Origin of the sequence: Streptomyces bottropensis ATCC 25435 (assembly GCF_000383595.1) — a bacterium.
GTDB classification, from domain to species: Bacteria; Actinomycetota; Actinomycetes; order Streptomycetales; family Streptomycetaceae; genus Streptomyces; species Streptomyces bottropensis.
The window spans coordinates 2,810,879-2,834,628 of record NZ_KB911581.1; the positions used below are offsets into that span (position 1 = coordinate 2,810,879).

Here is a 23,750-nt window from a genome sequence, read left to right on the forward strand (position 1 = left end):
CTACGGCACGGGGATCAGATTGCCGTCCAGTTCCCTGAAGTACTTGCCGCTGCTCAGGCCCTCCACCTTGCCGTTCTTGAACCAGTGCTTCGAGAAGTGGTGGATGGCCTGGGCGGTGGTCTCCCAGACCAGGGAGTGGCTGGATCCCTCGAAGCAGACCATCAGCTTCTTCGTGCCTGCGACGGCCGCGTAGAGATCCGGGACGGAGAAGTGCAGATCGTCGGGCATCGGGGTCGGACTGTTGGCCGTCCGGTCCAGTTCCCCGTAGGCGATGAGCACGGGAACCCGGTCGCCCAGCACGTACCTGCCCTCGTGCTTGTGCGGCACGGTGTTGCTGTTCCAGCCCCACCAATAGGTGTTCCGGTACCGCAGAACTCCCTCGTGTTCGCCGTCCGTGAGAGGTCCCCACTTACTGGCGACGGGGTCGTCCTCCATGGCGGCGGCCCAGGCCAGCTCGTCGATGCCGGGCTCCCACAGGGAGGGCGTACCGGTCAGCGCTCTCTTGAATCCGGTCTTGCTGGTGACGTGCATCGGGAAGCCGAACTGGGCGGGCGGCTTGCCCACCGGCAGTGAGGTGACACCCGGGGGACGACCGAACGGGTCCTCGGGCTTGGCCGACCAACGTCCTCGCGGCGGGAACATCGGAGCCAGCAGGAACAGGCTCTCGACGTCCCCGGGATGCTTGAGGGTGTAGGGGCCCATGACGAACGAGGCGGCGGACCAGCCGACGAAGCGGATCCGCTTCCCCGGGCCGACCTGCTTCTTGATGAACCCCACCACGGTGGCCAGCTCTGCCTCGTCACTCTCCGAACTGCACAGCTCGCTCTTGTACTTGGGCGCGCCGGGCGCCGGGATGGTGTGGTCGACGAGGACCGGCTGCTGCTGCGCCGGATTGGTGTTGTACGGATCGTCCATCGGCCCGGGGCGGGGCGACCGGCCGGAGCCCTGCAGATCCATGAGGAAGACGTCGAAGTTGGCCTGCGCGAGTTGCTGTGCCCAGCTGTACCTGAGGGGCTTGCCACCGGGCACCGGCGCGAGGTCGAACCCCGGCAGCACCGGCACGCTCCTGCCGTGCAGCATCAGCACCGGCTCACGGTCCTGACCGTTGGGGGTGCCGTCGTACTCCCGGACGGGCAGCTCCAGCTCGACGCCCATGGTCGCCGGGACCGTCGACTTGTGCTTGACCTTGTGCTCTCTCAGCTCGTACTCGCCCATGTCCATCTCCTGACGCTCGAATGAGGGCAACAGGTGTGATTTCGCCCCCTTTCCACCGTCCACCTCTTCCTCACCCCCAGCAACTCGGCGCCCACGCCAGGTAGTTGACCCGTCAAGGGCACACCGCGGACGCCCTTGAACCCGAAACGGGTGTGGCCCGAGCCATGAAGGCTCGGGCCACACCCGTCGGTGCTGAAGCGAAGGTCAGGGCAGCTGGGCCGCGCGGGCCTCGCGTCGGTTGCCGCGGAAGTTGTTCACCCGTCGCGCCGTGGCGAAGAGGGGGATCACCGCGCCCATCACGAGCTGCAGGGCGCAGCCGGTCTGGAGGAGGAGCTGACCGCCGGGGGCGTCGAAGGCCCAGGCCATCAGCAGGCCCATCGACAGGACGATCCAGGAGAGCATCGCGCCCGCGAGGGGACCCCGCGGCTTCGGGTACTCGACCCGGCTCACCATCAGCCACGCCGTGCCGATGATCGCCAGGAGCGTCGCCACGAAGGGCAGCTCCAGGAGCACGATCGACACGACGGTCAGCGCGCCGAACGGCGACGGCATGCCCTGGAAGGTGCCGTCCTTCACCGTCACGCAGGAGAATCTCGCGAGCCTCAGCACCACGGCCAGCAGCACGACGATCGCACCCACCGCGGCCACCCGCTGGTGCGCGTCGTCCGCGACCATGCCGTAGACGAGGACGAAGTACGCCGGCGCCAGGCCGAAGCTGATCAGGTCGGAGAGGTTGTCCAGCTCCGCACCCATCGGCGAGGAGCGGAGCTTGCGCGCCACCAGCCCGTCGAACAGGTCGAAGATCGCCGCGCACAGCATCAGGATCACGGCGGTGGCCGCGCTGTGGCGGGCCATGCCCGTCTCCTGGCTGCCGGTGAGGTGCGGGATCAGGATGCCGGTGGTGGTGAAGTACACCGCCATGAAGCCGCACGTGGCGTTGCCCAGCGTGAGCGTGTCCGCTATCGACAGCCGGAGCGACAGCGGCATCTCCTCCGCGTCGTCCTCCACGTCGACCTCGGGCACCCAGCCAGCCCCGGTCTGGCCGGGTTGGGTCTCAGGATCAGTCACGGTCAATGCGAGTCACCCCAGCCACGGTCTTCTGCCCCACCTCGACGTCGATCTCCACACCCTCGGGCAGGTAGATGTCGACCCGCGAGCCGAAGCGGATCAGCCCGATCCGGTCACCCTGCTCGACCTTGGTGCCCTCGGGGATGTACGGAACGATACGGCGAGCCACGGCGCCGGCGATCTGGATCATCTCGATGTCACCGAGTTCGGTGTCGAAGTGCCAGACGACGCGCTCGTTGTTCTCGCTCTCCTTGTTGAACGCCGGTACGAACCCGCCCGGGATGTGCTCGACCGACGTCACCGTGCCGGACAGCGGCGCCCGGTTGACGTGGACGTTGAGCGGGCTCATGAAGATCGCGACGCGGGTCCGGCCGTCCTTCCACGGCATGATGCTCTGCACCACTCCGTCGGCGGGCGAGATGACCCGGCCCTGGGCGATCTCACGCTCGGGGTCGCGGAAGAACCACAGCATGCCCGCCGCCAGCGCGGTGGCGGGTACGGCCACCGCCCGCGCGGCACCGGAGCGGCGCGAACGGGCGAGGCTGAGTGCTGCGGTGGCGACGGTCGGGAGAAGCCACGGCGATGCTCCGCGCGCGAGCCGTACACCGGCAAGGCTGTCGCGAGGTGCAGAGGTTTGGCTGTGGGGCATGGATGACCTTCGTAGCGGATGATGCCGCGCGGTGACTGGGGACGGCGGCTTTCCTGGGAATCGTACCGGTCGCGGACCGCAACTGGGCAAGCCAGGAAGCCGAGTCGACAGCCGGAACGTGCTGACGGGGTGTGATCTTCTTCTCGAAGAAAACACCCCAAGCGGGACAACCGGCCCTCGACCAGCCCTTGACTAACCCTGGAACCGATACTCCTCGAGCAGTCGACGACCGATGATCATTTTCTGGATTTCGGCGGTACCTTCACCGATCAGCAGCATCGGTGCCTCTCGGTAGAGGCGCTCGATCTCGTACTCCTTGGAGAAGCCGTAACCGCCGTGGATCCGGAAAGCGTCCTCGACGACTTCCTTGCAGTATTCGGAGGCGAGATACTTCGCCATCCCTGCTTCGAGGTCGTTTCGTTCGCCCGAGTCCTTTTTGCGCGCTGCGTTCACCATCATCGCATGCGCGGCCTCGACCTTGGTAGCCATCTCGGCCAGCTTGAACTGGATCGCCTGGTGCTGGGCGATCTGCTTGCCGAAGGTGTGGCGCTGCTGGGCGTACCGGACGCCGAGTTCGAAGGCACGGTGAGCGACACCGCAGCCACGTGCGGCCACATTCACCCGGCCCACCTCGACGCCGTCCATCATTTGGTAAAACCCTCGGCCGGTGGTGCCACCCAGGACACGATTGGCCGGAATGCGCAGTCCGTCCATGATGAGCTCGGTCGTGTCGACGCCCTTGTAGCCCATCTTGTCGATCTTCCCGGGAATGGTGAGGCCGGGGCGGACCTCTCCGAAGCCGGGCTCCTTCTCGACCAGGAAGGTCGTCATCGACTTGTGGGGGGCCGTGCCCTCCGGGTGTCCTTCGTCACTTCGGACGAGTACGGCGACGAGTGTTGACGTTCCGCCGTTAGTCAGCCACATCTTCTGACCGTTCAGGACGTACTCGTCGCCGTCCTTGACCGCCTTGGACGTGATCGCCGACACATCGGAGCCGAGACCCGGCTCCGACATCGAGAACGCGCCCCGGATGTCACCGGCCGCCATCCTCGGCAGAAAATAATCTCTCTGCTCCTGCGTGCCGTGCTGCTTCAGCATGTACGCGACGATGAAATGCGTGTTGATGATGCCGGACACCGACATCCAGCCCCGGGCGATCTCCTCCACGCACAGCGCGTAGGTGAGGAGGGACTCGCCCAGACCGCCGTACTCCTCGGGGATCATCAGGCCGAAGAGGCCGAGTTCCTTGAGTCCGTCGACGATCTGCTGCGGGTATTCGTCCCGGTGCTCCAGCTCGGTCGCGACCGGGATGATCTCCTTGTCCACGAAGTCACGGACGGTGGACAGGATCTCCTGCTGGACGTCCGTGAGGCCGTGGGTCTGGGCGAGTCGTGCCATGGCTACTTCTCCTGCTCCCTGAGCTCGGGGCGGCCCGGCTGCTCGCCGCCGCGCTCCTTGATGTACGTCTCGGTCGGCACCATGACCTTGCGGCGGAACACGCACACCAGCGTGCCGTCCTGCTTGTAGCCCTTGGTCTCGACGTGGACGATGCCGCGGTCGTTCTTCGACTTGGACGGCCACTTGTCGAGCACGGTCGTCTGGCCGTAGATCGTGTCGCCGTGGAAGGTCGGCGCCACGTGCCGCAGCGACTCGATCTCCAGGTTGGCGATCGCCTTGCCGGAGACGTCCGGCACGGACATGCCCAGCAGCAGCGAGTAGACGTAGTTGCCGACCACGACGTTCTTGCCGAAGTCGGTCGTCCTCTCCGCGTAGTTGCTGTCCATGTGGAGCGGGTGGTGGTTCATGGTGAGGAGGCAGAAGAGGTGGTCGTCGTACTCCGTGACGGTCTTCCCGGGCCAGTGCTTGTAGACCGCCCCGACCTCGAACTCCTCGTAGGTGCGTCCGAACTGCATCGCGCTCAGGCCTCCGGGATCTCGAACTTCGACGTCCGCCGCATGCCGGCGGCACGCCCCTTGCCGGAGATGACCAGGGCCATCTTGCGGCTGGCCTCGTCGATCATCTCGTCGCCGAGCATCGCCGAGCCCTTCTTGCCGCCGGCCTCGGACGTGCAGTAGTCGTAGGCGTCCAGGATCAGCTCGGCGTGGTCGAAGTCCTCCTGCGAGGGCGAGAAGATCTCGTTGGACGCCTCGACCTGGCCCGGGTGCAGCACCCATTTGCCGTCGAAGCCGAGCGCGGCGGCGCGCTGCGCGACCTCGCGGTAACCGTCCACGTTGCGGATCTGCAGGTAGGGGCCGTCGATCGCCTGGAGGTCGTTGGCGCGGGCGGCCATCAGGATCTTCATCAGGATGTAGTGGTAGGCGTCCGCCGGGTAGCCGGGCGGCTGCTCGCCCACGACCAGCGACTTCATGTTGATCGAGGCCATGAAGTCGGCCGGGCCGAAGATGATCGTCTCCACGCGCTGGGAGGCGGTCGCGATCTCGTTGACGTTGTTCAGGCCCTGCGCGTTCTCGATCTGCGCCTCGATGCCGATCCTGCCGACCTCGAAGCCCATGGTCTTCTCGATCTGCGTCAGCAGCAGGTCGAGGGCGACGACCTGCTGGGCCGTCTGCACCTTCGGCAGCATGATGCAGTCGAGGTTCTGCCCGGCGCCCTCCACGACGGTCACGACATCGCGGTACGTCCACTCCGTCGTCCAGTCGTTGACCCGCACGACCCGCGTCTTGCCGGTCCAGTCGCCCTCGTTCAGGAACTTGACGATGGTGTGCCGCGCCTCGGGCTTGGCGAGGGGGGCGCAGGCGTCCTCCAGGTCGAGGAAGACCTGGTCCGCCGGGAGGCCCTGCGCCTTCTCCAGGAAGCGGGGGTTGCTTCCGGGGACCGCGAGACACGAGCGGCGCGGACGCAGACGGTTGACGGTCATGCGGGGACCTCCAGGGGGTCGAGCTTGTTGGCCTTGCGGATCTCGTCGACGATACGGCCGATGATCCCGGTGATGTCGAAGTCCTTCGGGGTGAACACGGCGGCCACTCCAGCGGCCCTGAGCTGCGCGGCGTCCGCGTTCGGGATGATCCCGCCGGCGATCACCGGGATGTCGTGGGCGCCTGCCTCGCGCAGCCGCTCCAGGACGTCCGGGACCAGCTGGGCGTGCGAGCCGGAGAGGATGGAGAGCCCGACCGCGTGCACGTCCTCGGCGAGGGCCGCGTCCACGATCTGCTCCGGGGTGAGCCGGATGCCCTGGTAGACCACTTCGAAGCCCGCGTCGCGGGCCCGCACGGCGATCTGCTCGGCCCCGTTGGAGTGCCCGTCCAGACCCGGCTTGCCGACCAGGAAGCGGAGCTTGCCGACGTTCAGGTCCTTCGCCGTCAGCTCCACCTTGCGGCGGACCACCGACATGGCCGAGCCCTCCTCGGCGGAGACGGCCACCGGGGCCGACGACACGCCGGTCGGCGCCCGGAACTCCCCGAACACCTCCCGCAGGGCCCCGGCCCACTCGCCGGTCGTGACCCCGGCGCGGGCGCACTCCAGGGTGGCCTCCATGAGGTTGCCGGTGCCCTTCGCGGCCTCCTTCAGCCGCTCCAGCGCCTTGCACGGGCGCGGGTGGTTGAAGGGCGGCTGGTAACGGGTGTCACGCCAGTTCCGGAGCGATGTGATCACCCGGGCCTCGACCGCCGGGTCGACCGTCTGGATCGCCGCGTCCAGGTCGGCCGTCAGCGGGTTCGGCTCCGTCGACTCGAAGACGTTGACGCCGACGATCTTCTCCTGGCCGGACTCGATCCGGGCCCGGCGTTCGGCGTGCGAGGAGACCAGCTGGGACTTGAGGTAGCCGGACTCGACGGCGGCCATCGCGCCGCCCATCTCCTGGATCCGCTCGATCTCGGCGAAGGACTGCTCGACCAGCTCGGTCACCTTCGCCTCGATGACGTGCGAGCCCTCGAAGATGTCCTCGTACTCCAGCAGATCGCTCTCGTGCGCCAGCACCTGCTGGATCCGCAGCGACCACTGCTGGTCCCACGGCCGGGGCAGCCCGAGGGCCTCGTTCCAGGCCGGCAGCTGGACCGCCCTGGCCCGCGCGTCCTTGGAGAGGGTCACGGCCAGCATCTCCAGGACGATCCGCTGGACGTTGTTCTCCGGCTGCGCCTCGGTCAGACCGAGGGAGTTGACCTGGACGCCGTACCGGAAACGCCGCTGCTTGGCGTTCTCGATGCCGTACCGCTCGCGGGTGATGCGGTCCCAGATGCGGCCGAACGCGCGCATCTTGCACATCTCCTCGACGAAGCGGACGCCCGCGTTCACGAAGAAGGAGATACGGGCGACGACCTCGCCCATGCGCTCCTGCGGGACCTGCCCGGAGTCCCGCACGGCGTCCAGCACCGCGATCGCCGTGGACATCGCGTACGCGATCTCCTGCACCGGCGTGGCGCCCGCCTCCTGCAAGTGGTAGCTGCAGATGTTGATCGGGTTCCACTTCGGCATGTGGGAGACCGTGTACGCGATCATGTCCGTCGTCAGCCGGAGCGAGGGTCCCGGCGGGAACACATGGGTGCCCCGCGACAGGTACTCCTTGACGATGTCGTTCTGGGTCGTGCCCTGGAGCCGGGTGATGTCCACACCCTGTTCCTCGGCGACGACCTGATAGAGCGCCAGCAGCCACATGGCGGTGGCGTTGATGGTCATCGAGGTGTTCATCTGGTCCAGGGGGATGTCCTGGAACAGCCTGCGCATGTCACCGAGATGGGCCACCGGGACGCCGACCCGGCCGACCTCGCCGCGGGCGAGGATGTGGTCGGAGTCGTAGCCGGTCTGGGTCGGCAGGTCGAAGGCGACCGACAGACCCGTCTGCCCCTTGGCGAGGTTGCGCCGGTACAGCTCGTTGGACGCCTCGGCCGTGGAGTGACCGGCGTACGTGCGCATGAGCCACGGCCGGTCCTTGGCTTTCCCGCCCTCGGCGGGCTGACGCTCGCTCATCGTGGACCTCAGATGTTCCGGAAGCGGTTGATGGCGTCGATGTGCTGGGCGCGCTTGTCGTGGTCGCGGACGCCCAGGCCCTCCTCGGGGGCCAGCGCGAGGACGCCGACCTTGCCCTGGTGGAGATTGCGGTGCACGTCGTACGCGGCCTGCCCGGTCTCCTCCAGGGAGTAGACCTTCGACAGCGTCGGGTGGATCTTGCCCTTGGCGATGAGGCGGTTGGCCTCCCACGCCTCGCGGTAGTTCGCGAAGTGCGAGCCGATGATCCGCTTCAGCGACATCCACAGGTAGCGGTTGTCGTACTCGTGCATGTAGCCCGAGGTCGAGGCGCAGGTGGTGATGGTGCCGCCCTTGCGCGTGACGAAGACGCTCGCCCCGAAGGTCTCGCGGCCGGGGTGCTCGAAGACGATGTCGATGTCCTCGCCGCCGGTGAGGTCGCGGATGCGCTTGCCGAAGCGCTTCCACTCCTTGGGGTCCTGGGTGGTCTCGTCCTTCCAGAACTTGTAGTCCTCGGCGGTGCGGTCGATGATCGCGTCGGCGCCCATCGAGCGGCAGATGTTCGCCTTCTGCTCGCTGGAGACGACACAGATCGGGTTGGCGCCGCCGGCCAGCGCGAACTGGGTGGCGTACGAGCCGAGGCCGCCGCTGGCGCCCCAGATCAGCACGTTGTCGCCCTGCTTCATGCCGGCGCCGTTGCGGGAGACCAGCTGCCGGTAGGCGGTGGAGTTCACCAGCCCCGGGGCGGCGGCCTCCTCCCAGCTGAGGTGGCCGGGCTTCGGCATCAGCTGGTTGGACTTGACGAGCGCGATCTCGGCGAGGCCGCCGAAGTTGGTCTCGAAGCCCCAGATCCGCTGCTCGGGGTCGAGCATCGTGTCGTTGTGGCCGTCGGAGGACTCCAGCTCGACGGAGAGGCAGTGCGCGACGACCTCGTCACCGGGCTTCCAGGCGTTGACGCCGGGACCGGTGCGCAGGACGACGCCCGCGAGGTCGGAGCCGATGATGTGGTACGGCAGGTCGTGGCGCTTGGCCAGCTCGTTGGTGCGGCCGTAGCGCTCCAGGAACCCGAAGGTGGACAGCGGCTCGAAGATCGAGGTCCACACGGAGTTGTAGTTGACCGAGGAGGCCATGACGGCCACCAGAGCCTCGCCCGGGCCCAGCTCCGGGAGCGGGACCTCGTCGAGGTGGATCGACTTGCGGGGGTCCTTGTCGCGGGTGGTGAGCCCCGCGAACATCTCCGTCTCGTCCTTGTGCACGGTGATCGCGCGGTACGACTCGGGGAGCGGCAGAGCGGCGAAGTCGGCCGACGTGGAGTCCGGCGACTGGATCGCGTCCAGGATTTCCTTCACGGTGGTGCCTCCGGCGACGAGCGTCCTGAGGGAAGACGCTGTTGAGGGTTACGTCGGGTGCTGCTGGTGGGTGTGGTGCCGTCGGTTCGGCGGAGGTGGTGCTACGGCGGCGCTTTGTGGCGCGGAGGGTGCCTGTGACGCAGGCGTCCGGGCGCGCGGACCGTGGTCTGCGGGGACAGCCGGCGTACGGGAGTTCTCTGCACCCCGGCCGCCCGGACTCCTTCAACGTATGGCACGCCGTGTCACCTCGCAAGGCACCGAGTGCCAGAAAGTTCGCTCAGGTGAAATCTTTACGTAACACGTGAGCGATGATCGATCAGACGGCAGGGCAAAAGGGCCTCTGACATGGCAAAACGGCCACCCCGCAGGGTGGCCGTCCTCACAGTTACCGATGAGTAGAACGTGGTCCGGATCGGGTTCAGCGGTCCCGGAGTGCCTCTTCGATGGTCCGCATGACCTCGTCGAGGGAGGCGTCGGTGCGGGCGACCGTCACCAGGACCTCGCCGTGGGCGGAGGCCGTCGCGGCGGCCGGCTCGGGTGCCAGGGTGCGGCCGGCGCCGGTGCCCGTGCCGAACGTCCTGCGCACGATGGCGAAGGCGTGGTCGAGATGGGTCTCCACGTCGCCCTGCCCGCCCGAGCGGAGCCACCGGCGCAGTACGTGGTTGTGCGCGGTGACGACCGCGGACGCGGCCACCTCGGCGAGCAGCGGGTCGTCGTTGCCGGCGTCGTGGTGGGCGTTCTCGTCGAAGTGGCCCAGCAGATAGCGGGTGAACAGACGCTCGTAGCGGGCCACGGAGGCGATCTCCGCCTCCCGCAGGGTGGGGACCTCACGGGTCAGCTTGTAGCGGGCGACCGAGATCTCCGGCCGGGCCGCGTACATCTTCATGACTTCCTTGATGCCGCGGCACACCGTGTCGAGCGGGTGCTCGTGCTGGGGTGCCGCGTTGAGCACCGCCTCGGCCCGGATCAGGGTGTCGTCGTGGTCCGGGAAGATCGCCTCTTCCTTGGAGCGGAAGTGGCGGAAGAAGGTGCGGCGCGCGACCCCGGCCGCCGCCGCGATCTCGTCGACGGTGGTCGCCTCGTACCCCTTGGTCGAGAACAGCTCCATGGCCGCGGCCGCCAGTTCCCGGCGCATCTTGAGGCGTTGGGCGGCGGCGCGACTTCCCGCGGCGCTCTCCGGAGCGTCGGGCGCAGCTGATGTACGTGAGGACTTGGCGGGCTGGGACATGCCCCGAACGTACTGCATCCGTGCAGGAGAGTGCGCGTGTCCGGCCATCCCCCCGCGCCGCTCGGACGAGGAGGTGACCAGGTGGGCGGGCGGGGCGGCGGCGGTGCGGGCCGGCCCGGAACGGCTGCCCGGACCGAGCAGCCCTCCCCAGTCCGGGCCGTCGGCCACCGTCGGCCGGCGCACCGGATCGGCGTCCGCCGTCGACCCGCCCGCCCGGGGCACCCCGGGCGGGCCCGACGAGGACGCCGGGCCCGGGGGCGCTCCGATCCCGTCGTCCCCCCGCTCAGCGCTTGGCATATTCGCGGAAGCCACGGCCCGTCTTGCGGCCGAGGCAGCCCGCGGCCACCAGGTGCTCCAGCAGCGGCGCCGGGGCCAGTCCGGGATCGCGGAACTCGCGGTGCAGGACCTTCTCGATGGCCAGCGAGACGTCCAGGCCGACCACGTCCAGCAGTTCGAACGGACCCATCGGGTAGCCGCCGCCCAGCTTCATGGCCGCGTCGATGTCGTCCAGCGTCGCGTAGTGCTCCTGGACCATCTTGATCGCGTTGTTCAGGTACGGGAACAGCAGCGCGTTCACGATGAAACCGGCCCGGTCCCCGCAGTCCACCGGGTGCTTGCGGACCTTCGCGCACACCTCGCGGACGGTGGCGTGCACGTCGTCGGCGGTCAGGACCGTGCGGACCACCTCGACCAGCTTCATCGCGGGCGCCGGGTTGAAGAAGTGCATCCCGATCACGTCCTGCGGGCGCGAGGTGGCGCGGGCGCAGGCGACCACGGGCAGCGAGGAGGTGGTGGTGGCCAGGATCGCGCCCGGCTTGCAGACCTTGTCGAAGGTCGCGAACAGCTGCCGCTTGACCTCCAGGTCCTCGGCCACGGCCTCCAGCGCCAGATCGACGTCCGCGAAGGCGTCGTAGGAGCCGGCCGGGGTGATCAGGTCCAGGGTCTCGGCGGCGGCCTCGACCGTCATCCGCCCCTTGTCGACGGAGCGCGCCAGCGACTTGCCGATACGGGCCTTCGCGGCCTGCGCCTTCTCCTCGGTGCGGGCGGCCAGCACGACCTCGTACCCGGACTTCGCGAACACCTCGGCGATCCCGGACGCCATGGTCCCGGAGCCCGCGACGCCCACGGAACGGACGGTACGGCCGGGGACCGTGACGACCCCGTCCAGCGGTGTCAGCGCGTCCCGCACGACGGTGGCGGAGCCGGGGGCCTCGTAGGAGTAGAAGCCGCGCCCCGACTTGCGGCCGGTCAGACCCGCCTCGCTGAGCTGCCGCAGGATCGGCGCCGGGGCGTGCAGCCGGTCGTGCGAGGCCGTGTACATGGCCTCCAGGACCGTGCGCGCGGTGTCGACGCCGATCAGGTCCAGCAGGGCCAGCGGACCCATCGGCAGGCCGCAGCCGAGCCGCATCGCCGCGTCGATGTCCTCGCGGGAGGCGTACTTCGCCTCGTACATCGCGGCTGCCTGGTTGAGGTAGCCGAACAGCAGTCCGTCGGCGACGAATCCGGGCCGGTCGCCGACCGCGACGGGCTCCTTGCCCAGGTCGAGGGCGAGATCCGTGACCCGGGCGACGGCCTGGGGCGCGGTCAGCACCGAGGAGACGACCTCGACCAGCTTCATCGCCGGCGCCGGGTTGAAGAAGTGCAGGCCGAGCACCCGCTCCGGGCGCGCCGACTCGGCGGCCAGCCGCGTCACCGACAGGGCGTTGGTGCCGGTGGCGAGGACGGCGTCCGGACGCACGATCGCGTCCAGCTCACGGAAGACCTGCTGCTTGATCTCGTACGACTCCGGGACCACCTCGATCACCAGGTCGGCGTCGGCCGCGGCCTGGAGGTCGGTGAAGGTGCGGAAGCGGGCGAGGGCGTCACCGCGCTCCTGCTCGGTGAGGCGCCCACGGGTCACGGCACGCTCGGTGGCGGCCTCCAGCGCGGCGACGGCGCGGGCGGCGGCGGCCTCGCTGAGGTCGATGCCGACGACCTCACGGCCGGCCCGGGCCAGCACTTCGGCGATACCGGTGCCCATGGTGCCGAGGCCGACCACGGCGATCGTCTTGAACGGGGACTGCGCGGACAGCGGGGACAGCGACGAGTCGGAAAGGGGAGTGGCCATCGCGGGACTCCAGACGAGGTGACGACTGAGGGAAACGCCGCGGGTGCGCGAAGAGCGCGCAACCGGCGCGTGGCGTGCGGGTGCGGGTGGTGCCGGGCTGATGAACGCACACGCCCGGTGCCGTCGCCGGGGCGTGCACACGCCCGGGGGAACGGCTGAACCGACCGGCCCTGTCCCGAGGCCGAGCCGTACTGGTACTCCAGGTACCGAACCGACTGTGCTCACGACGGCTGCGTCACCAAACCGTCGGGAGCGAACACGAGTGGGTAACTCGCTCGTCTGAGCTTAACCGGCGGGTAACGAGCGCGCCAGCCCCCGTGTGTTGTGACGTACGTCCCCCAAGCGTGCCGGGCGCCCGTACGCTCGACGGCATGGACGAGGAGTTGCGATCACTCACGGAGCGTGTGCGGAGCGAGTCGGGCGGCGCGGCGGGATACGAGCGGCTCGTGCGGACCGAGTCCACGGACGAACTGGCGGGCGTGCTCGTCGAGCAGGGGCAGCCGCTGTGGGCGCGGGAGTTGGCCGCGTTCCGGCTCGGCGTCGCGGGGGACCGCCGGGCCTTCGAGTCCCTCGTCCTCCTGCTCAACCACCGCGATCCCCCGCGCTGCGCCTCGGCCGCCTACGCGCTCGCCCGGCTCGGTGACCCGCGCACCGCGCGCGCGGCGGCCGCCCTCGCGACCAACGAACTCCGGGTCGCCTACGCCCTGCACCCGGTGCGCCTCCTCGTCGAACTCCGTGCCCCCGAGTCCGTCCCGGCGCTGATCACCACACTCCGGCGCCGTCTGCACCCGCACGACCCCTACCGCCGGGTGGCGCTGGCGTGCGTGGACGGGCTGGGCGTTCTCGGGGACGCCCGCGCCAGGACCGTACTGAACGACGCCCTCGCGCATCCCACGCTCGCGGAGGCGGCGGTGCGGGCGCTGGCACGCATCCCCCGGCAGCGTTAGGCGCCGAGCTCCCGCACGTACCGGACCTCGGGCACCTCGGTTCCGCCCACCTCGAACGGCTCCTCGGCGCTGTCCGCGGTGAAGCCGTGGCGGGCGTAGAAGCGGCGGGCCCGCACGTTCTCCTTCAGCACCCACAGGCGCACCGAGCCGTGGCCGGCCGCCTCGCAGCGCGCGGCGGACTCCCGCAGCAGCGCGGTGCCCACTCCGGTGCCGTAGTGCCCGGGGCGCGTGTAGAGGGCGTACAACTCGGCGTCCCCGGTGCGGGCTTCGCCGTCGCGGTAGGGGCCGTACGCCGCCCAGCCGACGATCTCGCCTGCCCGAACGGCGATCAGGTTCACCACGGGGTTGCCGGCCTTCGCCAGCATCACGCGGCGCTTCTCGGCGTCCTCCTCCACGTCCATGGCGTCGAGGTGGGACGAGGGGACGAGGCCGGCGTACGCGGTCCGCCAGCCGCCCACGCGGATCTCGGCCACGGGACGGCAGTCGGACGGGGTCATCTCGCGGACGCGGAGTTCGCCGAGGTCGTGGGGGGCGTCGTTCATGACGGCACCCTAGGCGGGGCGGGCCGCGGGAGTCCCGTGCTTTTCCGGCGGGACCCCCACGGCCCCGGCTCAGCCGCGGAAGCCCAGCAGACCGTGCAGCGTCGTGCCCCGGGACGAGGCGGACGCGGCCTTGTTCTTCAGGGGCTCGGGGGCGGCGAGCTTCGCGCAGGTGGCGTCGATCTCGCCCTGGCCGCGCGGCACCCTGCCGTCGGTCAGATAGGCCGCCAGGTGCTTGTCCAGGCAGGCGTTGCCGCTCAGTGAGATGCCGTGGTTCCCGCCGCCCTCCTCGACGACCAGGCTGGACCCGCGCAGCAGCTGGTGGGTGACGACCCCGCCCTCGTAGGGAGTGGCCGCGTCGTCCGTCGCCTGGAGGATCAGCACCGGCGGCAGCGCGGTGTTGGAGACGTCCACGGGGTCCAGGGACGCGGTGGGCCAGAACGCGCAGGGCGCGTTGTACCAGGCGTTGTTCCAGGTCATGAACGGTGCCTTCTCGTACATCGCCCAGTTGTCCTCGCGCCACTCGTCCCAGTCACGGCTCCAGCGCGCGTCACGGCACTGCACCGAGGCGTAGACGCTGTAGCCGTTGTCACCGGCCGCGTCGACGGCGCCGAAGTTCTCGTACGCCTCGACCAGCGGATCGTCGTTCTTCTTGTTCACGAAGGCCGCGAACGCCTCGGCGAGATAGGGCCAGTAGCCGTCGTAGTAGCCGCCGGGCATGAACGTGTCCTCCAGTTCGGAGGCGCCCACCTTGCCGTCCGCGGGGCGCGCGGCCAGCGCCGACCGCATCGCGTACCACTTGGCCTCGATCTTCTCCGGATCGGTGCCGAGCCGGTACGTCCGGTCGTGCCGGGCGATCCAGGCCATCAGCGCCCGGTGGCGGTCGTTGAACGCATGGTCCTGCCCGAGGTTGCTGTCGTACCAGACCCCCGTGGGGTCCACGACGGAGTCCAGCACCACGCGTCGTACCCGGTTCGGGAAGAGCTTGGCGTACACGGCGCCCAGGTAGGTGCCGTACGAGTACCCGAAGTAGTTGATCTTCTTGGCGCCGAGGGCCGCGCGGATGGCGTCCAGGTCCCGGACCGCGCTCACCGTGTCGATGTACGGCAGCACGTCCGCGTACTTCTTGGCGCACGCCTGGGCGAAGGCCCTGGCACGCGCGAGGTTGGCCCGCTCGGCCTTCGGGGTGCTCGGCAGGGAGTCGGGGCGCACCGCCGCGAAGTGGCCCGGCCTGCAGTTCAGCGCGGGCTTGCTGGCGCCGACGCCGCGCGGGTCGAAGCCGATGACGTCGTACTGCGCCGCCACCTTCTTCGGCAGCGACGACGCGACGAAACCGGCGAGGGCGCGGCCGCTGCCACCGGGGCCGCCCGGGTTGACCAGCAGGGGGCCCTGGTAGGTCTTCGCGGTGTGCGGGACGCGGGAGAGGGCGAGCGTGATCTTTCTGCCGTTCGGCTTGCCGTGGTCCAGCGGCACCTTCAGGGGGGCGCACTGGAGCTTGGGATGGTCGGCGGTGGCGCACTTCTTCCAGGCCGGCTTCGCCGTCGGGGCGGTGGCCATGGCGCCGCTCGCGCCGGCGGGGACCGCCGTGACCATTCCGGCCAACAGGGCGACGGCACCGCACAGAGCAGCTGTGCGTTTCTTCATCGTCAGGCCTCCCAGGACGGAGGATTTCGGGCCGTGCACGCCACGGCCTTCGTCGCATCGTCCCGAACCGGGCCCCGCGAAGAACGCGTTCTCCCGAGACTTGACCCGTTCGGGGCGGGAGAAGCGCCCGGATGCTCCCCGAGGGGCCGGAAGAGGTCGAGGAAGGTTCGAAGGGTGTCGGAAGCGTCGTGGACGGGTCCGAGGAGGGTCAGAGAAGAGTCAGCTGGGTCGGTTCCGTGTCCCGGGCCGTCTCCGGCGCGGGACGCTCGCGCACCGGCGGCCGTCGCAGCCCCTCGTTGCGCCGGGGCCCGATGCCGTACTCCTCGGCCAGTTCGTGGACCTGACGGGTGATCTGCCGCTGATACCACTTCGGGGCATAGGCGCCCTCCGCGTAGAGCAGCTCGTAACGCCGTACGAGACGGGGGTGGTGGCGTTCCAGCCAGGCCATGTACCACTCGCGCGCGCCGGGCCGCAGATGCAGCACCAGCGGGGTCACGGAGGTGGCGCCGGAGGCCGCGACGGCCCGCACGGTCTCGCGCAGCCGGTCGGGGTGGTCGCTGAGGAAGGGCAGCACGGGGGCCATCAGCACCCCGCAGCCGATCCCCTGCCCGGTGAAGGCCCGTACGACGTCCAGCCGGCGCTCCGGCGCGGGCGTGCCGGGCTCGACCGTGCGCCACAGCTCGGGGTCGGTGAAGCCGACGGAGACCGACAGGCCGACCTCGGTGACCTCCGCCGCCTGCCGGATCAGCTCCAGGTCGCGCAGGATCAGCGTGCCCTTGGTCAGGATGGAGAAGGGGTTCGCGTGGTCGCGCAGGGCCGCGATGACGCCCGGCATCAGGCGGTAGCGGCCTTCCGCGCGCTGGTAGCAGTCGACGTTGGTGCCCATCGCGATGTGCTCGCCCCGCCAGCGCGGCGAGGCCAGCTGCCGGCGCAGCAGGTCGGGCGCGTTGATCTTCACGACGATCTGCGAGTCGAAGTCGAGGCCCGTGTCGAGGTCCAGGTAGCTGTGGGTGCTGCGGGCGAAGCAGTAGACGCACGCGTGCGTGCAGCCCCGGTAGGGGTTCACCGTCCATTCGAACGGCATCCGCGAGGCGCCCGGCACCCGGTTCACGATCGTCCTCGCCCGGACCTCGTGGAAGGTCATGCCGCGGAACTCGGGAGTGTCGAAGGTCCGGCTCGTCACCATGTCCGCGCCGAACAGCGCGGCGTCCCGGGCCGTGGCGGGGTTCTCGGCCAGATGGTCCCAGCGCATGGACGCCTCCTCGGTTGCTCTGCCGCCAGAATAGAACACATGTTCCCTTGATCGTGCGAACTGGTTTTCGAACATCGTGTGGAGGTCTCGTCGGTGGTCCTCGGGGGGGACCGCCGGGGTCCCTTGGGGCACCCCGATTTGGGCCCTCCGGCCGGGGGGTGGTTGGCTTTCCGCACATCCCCGAGTTACCAAGTGCTGGAGGAAGTGCAATGGCGCAGGTCGAGGCCACGACTGAACGAGTCGTCGCGGCGGACGCGGAGACGGTGTTCGACACCCTGGCCGACTACAGCGGCGCGCGCGGGAAGCTGATGCCGCAGCACTTCAGCGAGTACGAGGTGCGCGAGGGCGGCGACGGCGAGGGCACCCTCGTCCACTGGAAGCTCCAGGCCACCAGCAAGCGTGTGCGCGACTGCCTCCTGGAGGTCACCGAGCCCTCCGACGGGGAACTCGTCGAGAAGGACCGCAACTCCTCCATGGTCACCGTCTGGCGGGTCACCCCGGCCGGCGAGGGCGGCTCCCGCGTCGTCGTCACCACCACCTGGCAGGGCGCCGGCGGTATCGGCGGCTTCTTCGAGAAGACCTTCGCCCCCAAGGGCCTCGCCCGGATCTACGACGCCCTGCTCGCCAACCTCGCCGCCGAGGTGGAGAAGTAGCCTCCTGGGCCGGGAGCCGACTCGCCGGTGGTGCCCGGTCCAACGAACGCACCTCGGGGGCGCGTTGCCGCCCTCACCGGTTCGAGTGGATCTCCGTGACGTGCGCCGGAATGCCGTAACTCGTCGCACTTGCCGACAGTTCCCGCTTATCGCGGGAATTGTGCGGTAAGTGCGACGAGGGGAGCGGCACGCATGAGCGCGATCACACTGGTGAAGGACGATCCGGCCACCACACCCGCGACACCACCACCGGCGGACGACGCTCCCCCGCACGGCCCGCACCGCGTCCGGCTCGTCTTCTTCGCCCTGCTCCTCGTCCTGCTCCTCGCCGCGCTGGAGCAGATGGCCGTCGCCACCGCCCTTCCCGAGATCGTCGGCGAACTGCGCGGCGCCGACCGGATGTCCTGGGCGATCACCGCCTATCTCCTCACCGCGACCGTCACCCTGCCCGTCTACGCCGCGCTGAGCGAACTCCGCGGCCCCAAGGGCGTGTTCCAGTGGGCGCTGGTGCTCTTCGTGACCGGCTCCGCCCTCGCCGGAGTCGCCCGGAACATGGACCAGCTCATCGTGTTCCGCGCGCTCCAGGGCGCCGGCGCGGGCGGCCTCATGATCGGTGCGCAGGCGATCGTCGCCGCCGTCGTGCCGGCCCGGAGACGCGGCCGCCATCTGGGCGCCGTCGGCGCCGTGTTCGGCCTCGCCTCCGTCACCGGGCCGCTCCTGGGCGGCTGGCTCACCGACCACCTCTCCTGGCGCTGGTGCTTCTACGTCAACGTGCCCTGCGGGCTCGTCGCCCTGGCCGTCGTCACCTTCGCGCTGCGGCTGCCGAGAACCTCCGCCAGGGGACGGCTCGACGTCCTGGGCACGCTGCTGCTCGCCGCCGCCTCGACCTGTCTGGTCCTCCTGGCCGGTTGGGGCGGTACCTCGCACGCCTGGAACTCGCGGCTCGTCCTCGGTCTCGCCGCCGGCGCGGTCCTGGCGACCGCGCTCCTCCTCGTCGTCGAGCGGTTCGCGATCCAACCCCTGTTTCCCCTGCGGCTGTTCAGGAACCCGGTCTTCGTCGTCAGCGGCCTGGTCGGCATCACCGTCGGTCTCGCCCTCTTCGGCACCGCCGGTTACCTGCCCACCCAGCTGCGCATGGTCGGCGGGATCTCCGCCACCGAGTCCGGGCTGCTCATGCTGCCGATGACGACCGGCATCGTCGGCGCGTCCGTCGTCTGCGGCCGGCTCATCGCCCGCACCGGGCACTTCCGTACGTACCCGGTCCTCGGCAGTGCCCTGACCGCCCTCGGCGTCTGGCTGCTGTCCCGCCTGGAGCCGGACACGCCCCCGCTGCAGTTCGGCATCTGGACGGCCCTCCTCGGCGCCGGTATCGGCATGGTGATGCCCGTCCTGGTCCTCGCGGTGCAGAACTCCGTCCGCCCCGCCGACCTCGGGGCCGCCACCGCCGCCGGCGACTACTTCCGGCAGCTCGGCGGCAGTGTCGGCGTGGCCGCCTTCGGCGCGCTCCTCACCACCCGCCTCGCCGAGCGGCTTCCGGAACGTGCGGGCGCCGTCCTCCCCGACCCCCGCTCCCTCACCCCCGAACTCGTCCACGCCCTGCCCGGCCCGCTGCGCGACGCCCATGTCGACGCCTACGCGCAGACCGTGCCGCGCCTCTTCCTGTACCTCGTGCCGGTGCTCGTGCTCGGGGCGCTCGTGGCCTGCTTCCTCCGGGAGCGGGCGCCGGGGGCGGCCCGCGACGACGTCCCCGCCGGCCCCGCGCCCGCGCCGGCCCCCGCTCCCGTGCCGGCCGCCCGGCTGCCGCGGACACGGGCCCCCTACGGGCCCGGGGTCCCCGTCCGCGGCACGGTCCGTCAGTCCGACGGCACCGTCGTTCCCCGCGCCGCGCTCACCCTGATCGACGGCACCGGCCGGCAGACCGGGCGCGGCGCCGTCGGCGAGGACGGGCGGTACGCGCTGTCCACCCCCGGGCCGGGGGCGTACGTGCTGATCGCGGCCGCGGGCGGCCACCAGCCGCAGGCCCTGAGCGTCACGGTCGGGGACGGCCCCGTCGAGGTCGACATCGTGCTCGGCGGCGCGGGGCGTCTGGCCGGGACCGTACGGACGGCGGACGGGCGGGCGGTCGGCGACGCGACCCTCACGCTCACCGACGCGCACGGCGAGGTCGTCGTGACCACCCGCAGCGGGGCGGAGGGCGCCTACCTCATCACCGAGCTGGTCGCCGGGGACTACACCCTCGCCGTGAGCGCCCACTCCCACCGCCCGGCCGCGCTCCCCGTCACCGTCCGGGCCGCCCGCGAGACCCGCCGGGACGTCGAACTCGCCGGGGGCGCCGTCCTGCGGGGCACGGTCCGCGCCGGGAGCGGCAGGCCGGTGGAGGAGGCGCGCGTGACGCTCCTGGAGGCCACCGGGGACGTCGTCGACACGATCACCACCGGCGTCGACGGAACGTTCCGGTTCGCCGACCTCGCCCCCGGCGAGTACACCGTCATCGCCACCGGCCATCCCCCCGTCGCGACGGTGCTCCAGGTCGCCGGCGGCGGCACGGAGCGGGACCTGCGGCTGGGGTACGAGGACTGAGCCCACGTCCACGGGGGAGCGGGCCGGTGGTCGGCCTCCGAGGGTGCGCGCATGATCGTGCGCCGCCCGTGCGGCCTGCGTGTGCGCCGGAGCCTCCCCGGGAGCAATTCGCGTATTGCCACACATCGCGACGCTAGGCGGTCGTACCGTAGTGGGGGCGGCGCAGATCTTGGGAGCCGTGGGGAGAGAGGGCCTTGGCCATGGACCGTGGCACCGACACGGGCGCGACCACCGGCCACGGAGCCGGTGACGGCACGGCCGAGGGGGCCGCGGTCGGTCGTATCCCCCTGGCCGTGGTCGTCGTCGACCGCGCCGGCCTCGTGTCGCACTGGAGCACCGGCGCACGCCGTCTCTTCGGCACCGCCAAGGACGAAGCGGTGGGCCGGCCCGCCCTGGACCTGCTGCCCGTCTCCGGCGCCCTCCCCGACGAGGACGACATCCCGCCCCGTGGGGCGTACGGCGCGTACGACGCGCTCGGCCACGACCTGGAGACCTCCCTCGACGGACACCTCTCCTACCCGGCGGCCGGCCGCGCCCGGCTCACCGTGCCTGGCCGCGACCGAATGGACGTCCTGTGGTGGGCGTATCCCCTGGTCGGCCCCGGCCGGGAGCGTCTGCTCGTCCTCGCGGCCGACGCCGAGACGCTGCGCCGAGGGGACGACGAGCCGGTCCTCGCCGTCGAGCGCATCGCCCCCGGTTTCGCCCTGCACACCGACTTCCCCGGCGCCGAGGAACTCGCCCGCAGGCTCCCCGAGATCCTGCCCAGCATGAGCGTCGGCGAGAGCGCCCGCATCGTCGCCCAGGTCCTGGAGCTGGGCTATCCGGTGCTGGAGTTCAGTCAGAACGACCGGGTGCCCGTCACCCCCGACTGGGGCGTGCCCCGGCGCGCGGAGCGCCGGGCGCGCCGGGAGCGGGCCGCGCGCGCCGTCGCCGAGGGGCTGCCGGTCCCCCCGGACGCGCGGGAGGAGGACGAGGACCTCGAATACGCGGCCGTACGCGAGCGCCTGGAGTTCCTCAACGAGGTCAGCGGACGCATCGGCACCTCCCTGGATCTGTCGCAGACCATCGTCGAGGTGAGCCGGGCGGTCGTGCCCCGCTTCACCGACGTCGCCGGCACCTATCTGCGCGAGCAGGTCGTCGCCGGCGAGGGCTTCCCCGAGGGCGTGCCGGACACGACGACCATGTGGCACCGGGTGGCCCTGGAGCACACGGACGAGCCGGGCCGCTGGGACGACGTCGTCCCCGTCGGCGAGGCCATGCCGTTCCCCGCGCACACCCCGTTCTTCCAGTGCATGACCACCGGCGAGCCCGTCCTCGTGCCCCGCATCAGCGAGCAGATGGGGCACGCGATCGCCGCGCAGTTCGACAAGCGCGACATCCGGCCGCTGATCACGGGCCGCTCCATGCTGGTCGTGCCCCTGAAGGCCCGCAACGTGGTGCTCGGCTTCATGATCCTGCTGCGCCACCCGGAGCGCGAGGTCTTCGACGACATGGACCGCGTCACCGGCGCCGAACTCGCCGCCCGCGCGGGTCTCGTCCTCGACAACGCCCGGATGTACACCTACCAGGAGAACGTCGCCGAGACGCTCCAGGACAGCATGCTCCCGCAGATCGAGGCCCACATGGCGGGCTGCGACATCGCCACCCGCTATCTGCCCGGCACCCTGCTCGGGCGGGTCGGCGGTGACTGGTTCGACTCGGTGAAGCTGCCGGGCGCCCGCACCGCCCTGGTCGTCGGCGACGTCATGGGGCACGGCCTCAACTCCGCCGCGATGATGGGGCAGCTGCGCACGGCCGTGCAGACCATGGCCGCACTCGACCTGCCGCCCGCGCAGCTCCTGCGCAACCTCGACGACCTCGCCCAGCGCCTCGGCGAGCACTACCTCGCGACCTGCCTCTACGCCGTCTACGACCCCGTCGTGGGCGAGCTGCACCTCGCCAACGCCGGCCACATCCCGCCCGTACTGGTCCGCGCGGTGGACGGCCGTACCGAACTCCTCGACCTGCCCACGGGCGCCCCGATCGGTGTCGGAGGAGTGCCGTTCGAGGCGGTACGCGTGCGCGTGGAGCCCGGCGACCGGCTCGTGATGTGCACCGACGGGCTGGTCGAGGTGCGCGGCGAGGACATCGGCGTGGGGCTCGCGACCCTCTGCGAGTCCGCCGCCCACCCGGCCGCCTCCATGGACGACGCCTGCGACACGATCATCCGTGCCCTCAACACGCGCGGCGGCCGCAAGGACGACGTGGCCCTGCTGATGGCCCGGCTCAACGGCATCGCACCCGAGGACGTCGCCGAGTGGCGTCTCGCCCCCGACCCGGTCGAGGCGGCCCGCGCCCGCGCCGCCGTCCGCGAACAGCTGTGCGTCTGGGGCCTCGACGCCCTCGCGGACACCACCGCGCTCCTGGTCGGCGAACTCGTCACCAACGCCGTACGCCACGCGCGCGGGCGCCGCATCGAAGTGCGCCTCGTCCGGGGCGACACCCTGCAGTGCGAGGTCTACGACGACGACCCCACCCTGCCGAACCTGCTCAGCGCGGCGCCCACGGACGAGTTCGGCCGCGGACTGCGGGTGCTCACGACCCTGGCGCGCGAGTGGGGGACCAGCCGGGCGGGGGCGGGCAAGACGGTGTGGTTCGAGCTGACGCTGCCGAGGCGGCGCTGAGGACCCGCGGGGGCGAGGAGGGGCGCCCCGGCAGCTGACGCGCGGGTGGCCGCACGAGTTGCCGACACGCGGGTCTGGACACGAGGTGAAGGTGCGTGCAGGGCGCTTGCCCGCGCGTGCCGGGCACGGTAGACCGATCTGGGCCCGCCGCGGCGGCGGGCCACGACGCGTTCAACGGGGGGTTGCGCATGAGTGTGACGAGTCGGTACCGGGAAGCCTGGGAGGGGTTCTGGCGGGAGGCCCCCGACGGACCGGGAGAGGTCTTCTGGGACGCCGGGCCGGAGCGGACCGCCGCCGTCCACCTCGCCCTGTTCGAGCCCCACCTGACGGCCCCCGGCCTGCCCCTCGTCGACCTCGGCTGCGGCAACGGCACCCAGACCCGCTACCTGGCCGACCGCTTCCCCCGGGTGATCGGCGTCGACCTCTCCAGCGCCGCCGTCGACCGGGCCCGCCGCGCCGACACCGGCGGCCGGGCCGCCTACCGCGCGCTGGACGCGTCCGACCGCACGGACGCCGAGACCCTGCACACCGACCTGGGCGACGCCAACGTCTACGTACGCGGTGTGCTCCACCAGTGCGAACCCGACGACCGGCAGCGGCTCGTCGACTCCGTCGCCACGCTGGTGGGCGAGCGCGGCCGGGTCTGTCTCGTCGAACTCGCCGAGGCCGCCAAGCCCGTGCTCATGGGCCTCGCGCAGAGCCCCGCCGGCCCGCCCGCCAAACTCGCCCCGGTCTTCCGGCACGGCATCGCCCCGGGCGAGGTCAGCGACGCCGCGGTCCCGCGGTATCTGCGGGCGGCCGGCCTCATCCTCGTCGCCGAGGGCGAACTCCCGCTGATCACCACGGAGCACACGGCCGACGGCACCCTGATCGAACTGCCGTCGAGGTGGTACGTGGCGGGGCGCCCGGCGTAGGGGGCTCGGGCGGTCCGTGAGC

18 protein-coding genes are annotated in these 23,750 nt (G+C 70.8%); 5 read left to right on the forward strand and 13 right to left on the reverse strand.

Annotated elements, in window-relative coordinates:
- The 10 genes from STRBO_RS0112305 to STRBO_RS0112350 all read right to left on the reverse strand — a co-directional run bounded on the left by STRBO_RS0112305 (position 1) and on the right by STRBO_RS0112350 (position 12,536).
- Positions 1–1,215: an alpha/beta hydrolase gene (locus STRBO_RS0112305; protein ID WP_020114256.1), complete on the reverse strand. Its 1,215-nt coding sequence runs from the start codon at positions 1,213–1,215 to the stop codon at positions 1–3.
- Positions 1,216–1,419: 204 nt separating this feature from the next.
- The gene (gene pssA, locus STRBO_RS0112310) at positions 1,420–2,238 is read right to left on the reverse strand and encodes a CDP-diacylglycerol--serine O-phosphatidyltransferase (RefSeq protein WP_005482314.1); all 819 of its coding nucleotides are present in this window, start codon (positions 2,236–2,238) and stop codon (positions 1,420–1,422) included.
- Positions 2,239–2,275: 37 nt separating this feature from the next.
- A complete protein-coding gene (locus STRBO_RS0112315; RefSeq protein WP_078531507.1) occupies positions 2,276–2,932 on the reverse strand; it encodes a phosphatidylserine decarboxylase in 657 nt (218 codons plus the stop codon).
- A gap of 192 nt (positions 2,933–3,124) precedes the next feature.
- Positions 3,125–4,330: an acyl-CoA dehydrogenase family protein gene (locus STRBO_RS0112320; RefSeq protein ID WP_005482317.1), complete on the reverse strand. Its 1,206-nt coding sequence runs from the start codon at positions 4,328–4,330 to the stop codon at positions 3,125–3,127.
- A 2-nt stretch (positions 4,331–4,332) separates the two neighbouring features.
- Entirely contained in the window at positions 4,333–4,845 is a 513-nt protein-coding gene (locus STRBO_RS0112325) for a MaoC family dehydratase (RefSeq protein ID WP_005482319.1), read from the reverse strand.
- A 5-nt stretch (positions 4,846–4,850) separates the two neighbouring features.
- Positions 4,851–5,810: an HpcH/HpaI aldolase/citrate lyase family protein gene (locus tag STRBO_RS0112330; protein WP_005482321.1), complete on the reverse strand. Its 960-nt coding sequence runs from the start codon at positions 5,808–5,810 to the stop codon at positions 4,851–4,853.
- The gene (locus tag STRBO_RS0112335; protein WP_005482323.1) at positions 5,807–7,855 is read right to left on the reverse strand and encodes a protein meaA; all 2,049 of its coding nucleotides are present in this window, start codon (positions 7,853–7,855) and stop codon (positions 5,807–5,809) included. Before STRBO_RS0112335 ends, STRBO_RS0112330 begins: the two co-directional genes overlap by 4 nt.
- Before the next feature lie 8 nt (positions 7,856–7,863).
- Positions 7,864–9,201 (reverse strand): crotonyl-CoA carboxylase/reductase, encoded by a 1,338-nt coding sequence (ccrA, locus tag STRBO_RS0112340; RefSeq protein WP_005482325.1) that lies wholly within the window; start codon positions 9,199–9,201, stop codon positions 7,864–7,866.
- Positions 9,202–9,619: 418 nt separating this feature from the next.
- The gene (locus tag STRBO_RS0112345) at positions 9,620–10,429 is read right to left on the reverse strand and encodes a TetR family transcriptional regulator (protein ID WP_202499269.1); all 810 of its coding nucleotides are present in this window, start codon (positions 10,427–10,429) and stop codon (positions 9,620–9,622) included.
- Positions 10,430–10,712: 283 nt separating this feature from the next.
- Positions 10,713–12,536: a 3-hydroxyacyl-CoA dehydrogenase family protein gene (locus STRBO_RS0112350; protein WP_005482328.1), complete on the reverse strand. Its 1,824-nt coding sequence runs from the start codon at positions 12,534–12,536 to the stop codon at positions 10,713–10,715.
- A 371-nt stretch (positions 12,537–12,907) separates the two neighbouring features.
- Here STRBO_RS0112350 and STRBO_RS0112355 point away from each other — a divergent pair, with 371 nt between their 5' ends.
- Entirely contained in the window at positions 12,908–13,483 is a 576-nt protein-coding gene (locus STRBO_RS0112355; protein WP_028796615.1) for an adenylosuccinate lyase, read from the forward strand.
- Here the strand turns inward: STRBO_RS0112355 and STRBO_RS0112360 are convergent.
- The 3 genes from STRBO_RS0112360 to STRBO_RS0112370 all read right to left on the reverse strand — a co-directional run bounded on the left by STRBO_RS0112360 (position 13,480) and on the right by STRBO_RS0112370 (position 16,918).
- On the reverse strand, positions 13,480–14,025 hold the full coding sequence (locus STRBO_RS0112360; protein ID WP_005482331.1) for a GNAT family N-acetyltransferase: 546 nt from the start codon (positions 14,023–14,025) through the stop codon (positions 13,480–13,482). The genes STRBO_RS0112355 and STRBO_RS0112360 overlap by 4 nt on opposite strands.
- A gap of 69 nt (positions 14,026–14,094) precedes the next feature.
- Complete coding sequence (locus STRBO_RS0112365; RefSeq protein WP_028796616.1) at positions 14,095–15,666, reverse strand: alpha/beta hydrolase; 1,572 nt, start codon at positions 15,664–15,666, stop codon at positions 14,095–14,097.
- A gap of 208 nt (positions 15,667–15,874) precedes the next feature.
- Positions 15,875–16,918, reverse strand: coding sequence for an Rv2578c family radical SAM protein (locus tag STRBO_RS0112370; RefSeq protein WP_005482333.1), 1,044 nt, complete (start codon positions 16,916–16,918; stop codon positions 15,875–15,877).
- A 209-nt stretch (positions 16,919–17,127) separates the two neighbouring features.
- Between STRBO_RS0112370 and STRBO_RS0112375 the strand changes: the two genes are divergently transcribed.
- The 4 genes from STRBO_RS0112375 to STRBO_RS0112390 all read left to right on the forward strand — a co-directional run bounded on the left by STRBO_RS0112375 (position 17,128) and on the right by STRBO_RS0112390 (position 23,728).
- Positions 17,128–17,571 carry an SRPBCC family protein gene (locus STRBO_RS0112375; protein ID WP_005482334.1) on the forward strand — a complete coding sequence of 148 codons (444 nt, stop codon included), beginning with the start codon at positions 17,128–17,130 and terminating at the stop codon, positions 17,569–17,571.
- 192 nt (positions 17,572–17,763) lie between these two features.
- Positions 17,764–20,151, forward strand: coding sequence for an MFS transporter (locus STRBO_RS0112380; RefSeq protein ID WP_005482335.1), 2,388 nt, complete (start codon positions 17,764–17,766; stop codon positions 20,149–20,151).
- A 200-nt stretch (positions 20,152–20,351) separates the two neighbouring features.
- Positions 20,352–22,814, forward strand: coding sequence for a SpoIIE family protein phosphatase (locus STRBO_RS0112385; protein WP_005482336.1), 2,463 nt, complete (start codon positions 20,352–20,354; stop codon positions 22,812–22,814).
- Between the two features lie 188 nt (positions 22,815–23,002).
- Entirely contained in the window at positions 23,003–23,728 is a 726-nt protein-coding gene (locus STRBO_RS0112390) for a class I SAM-dependent methyltransferase (RefSeq protein WP_005482337.1), read from the forward strand.
- Positions 23,729–23,750: the final 22 nt, after the last annotated feature.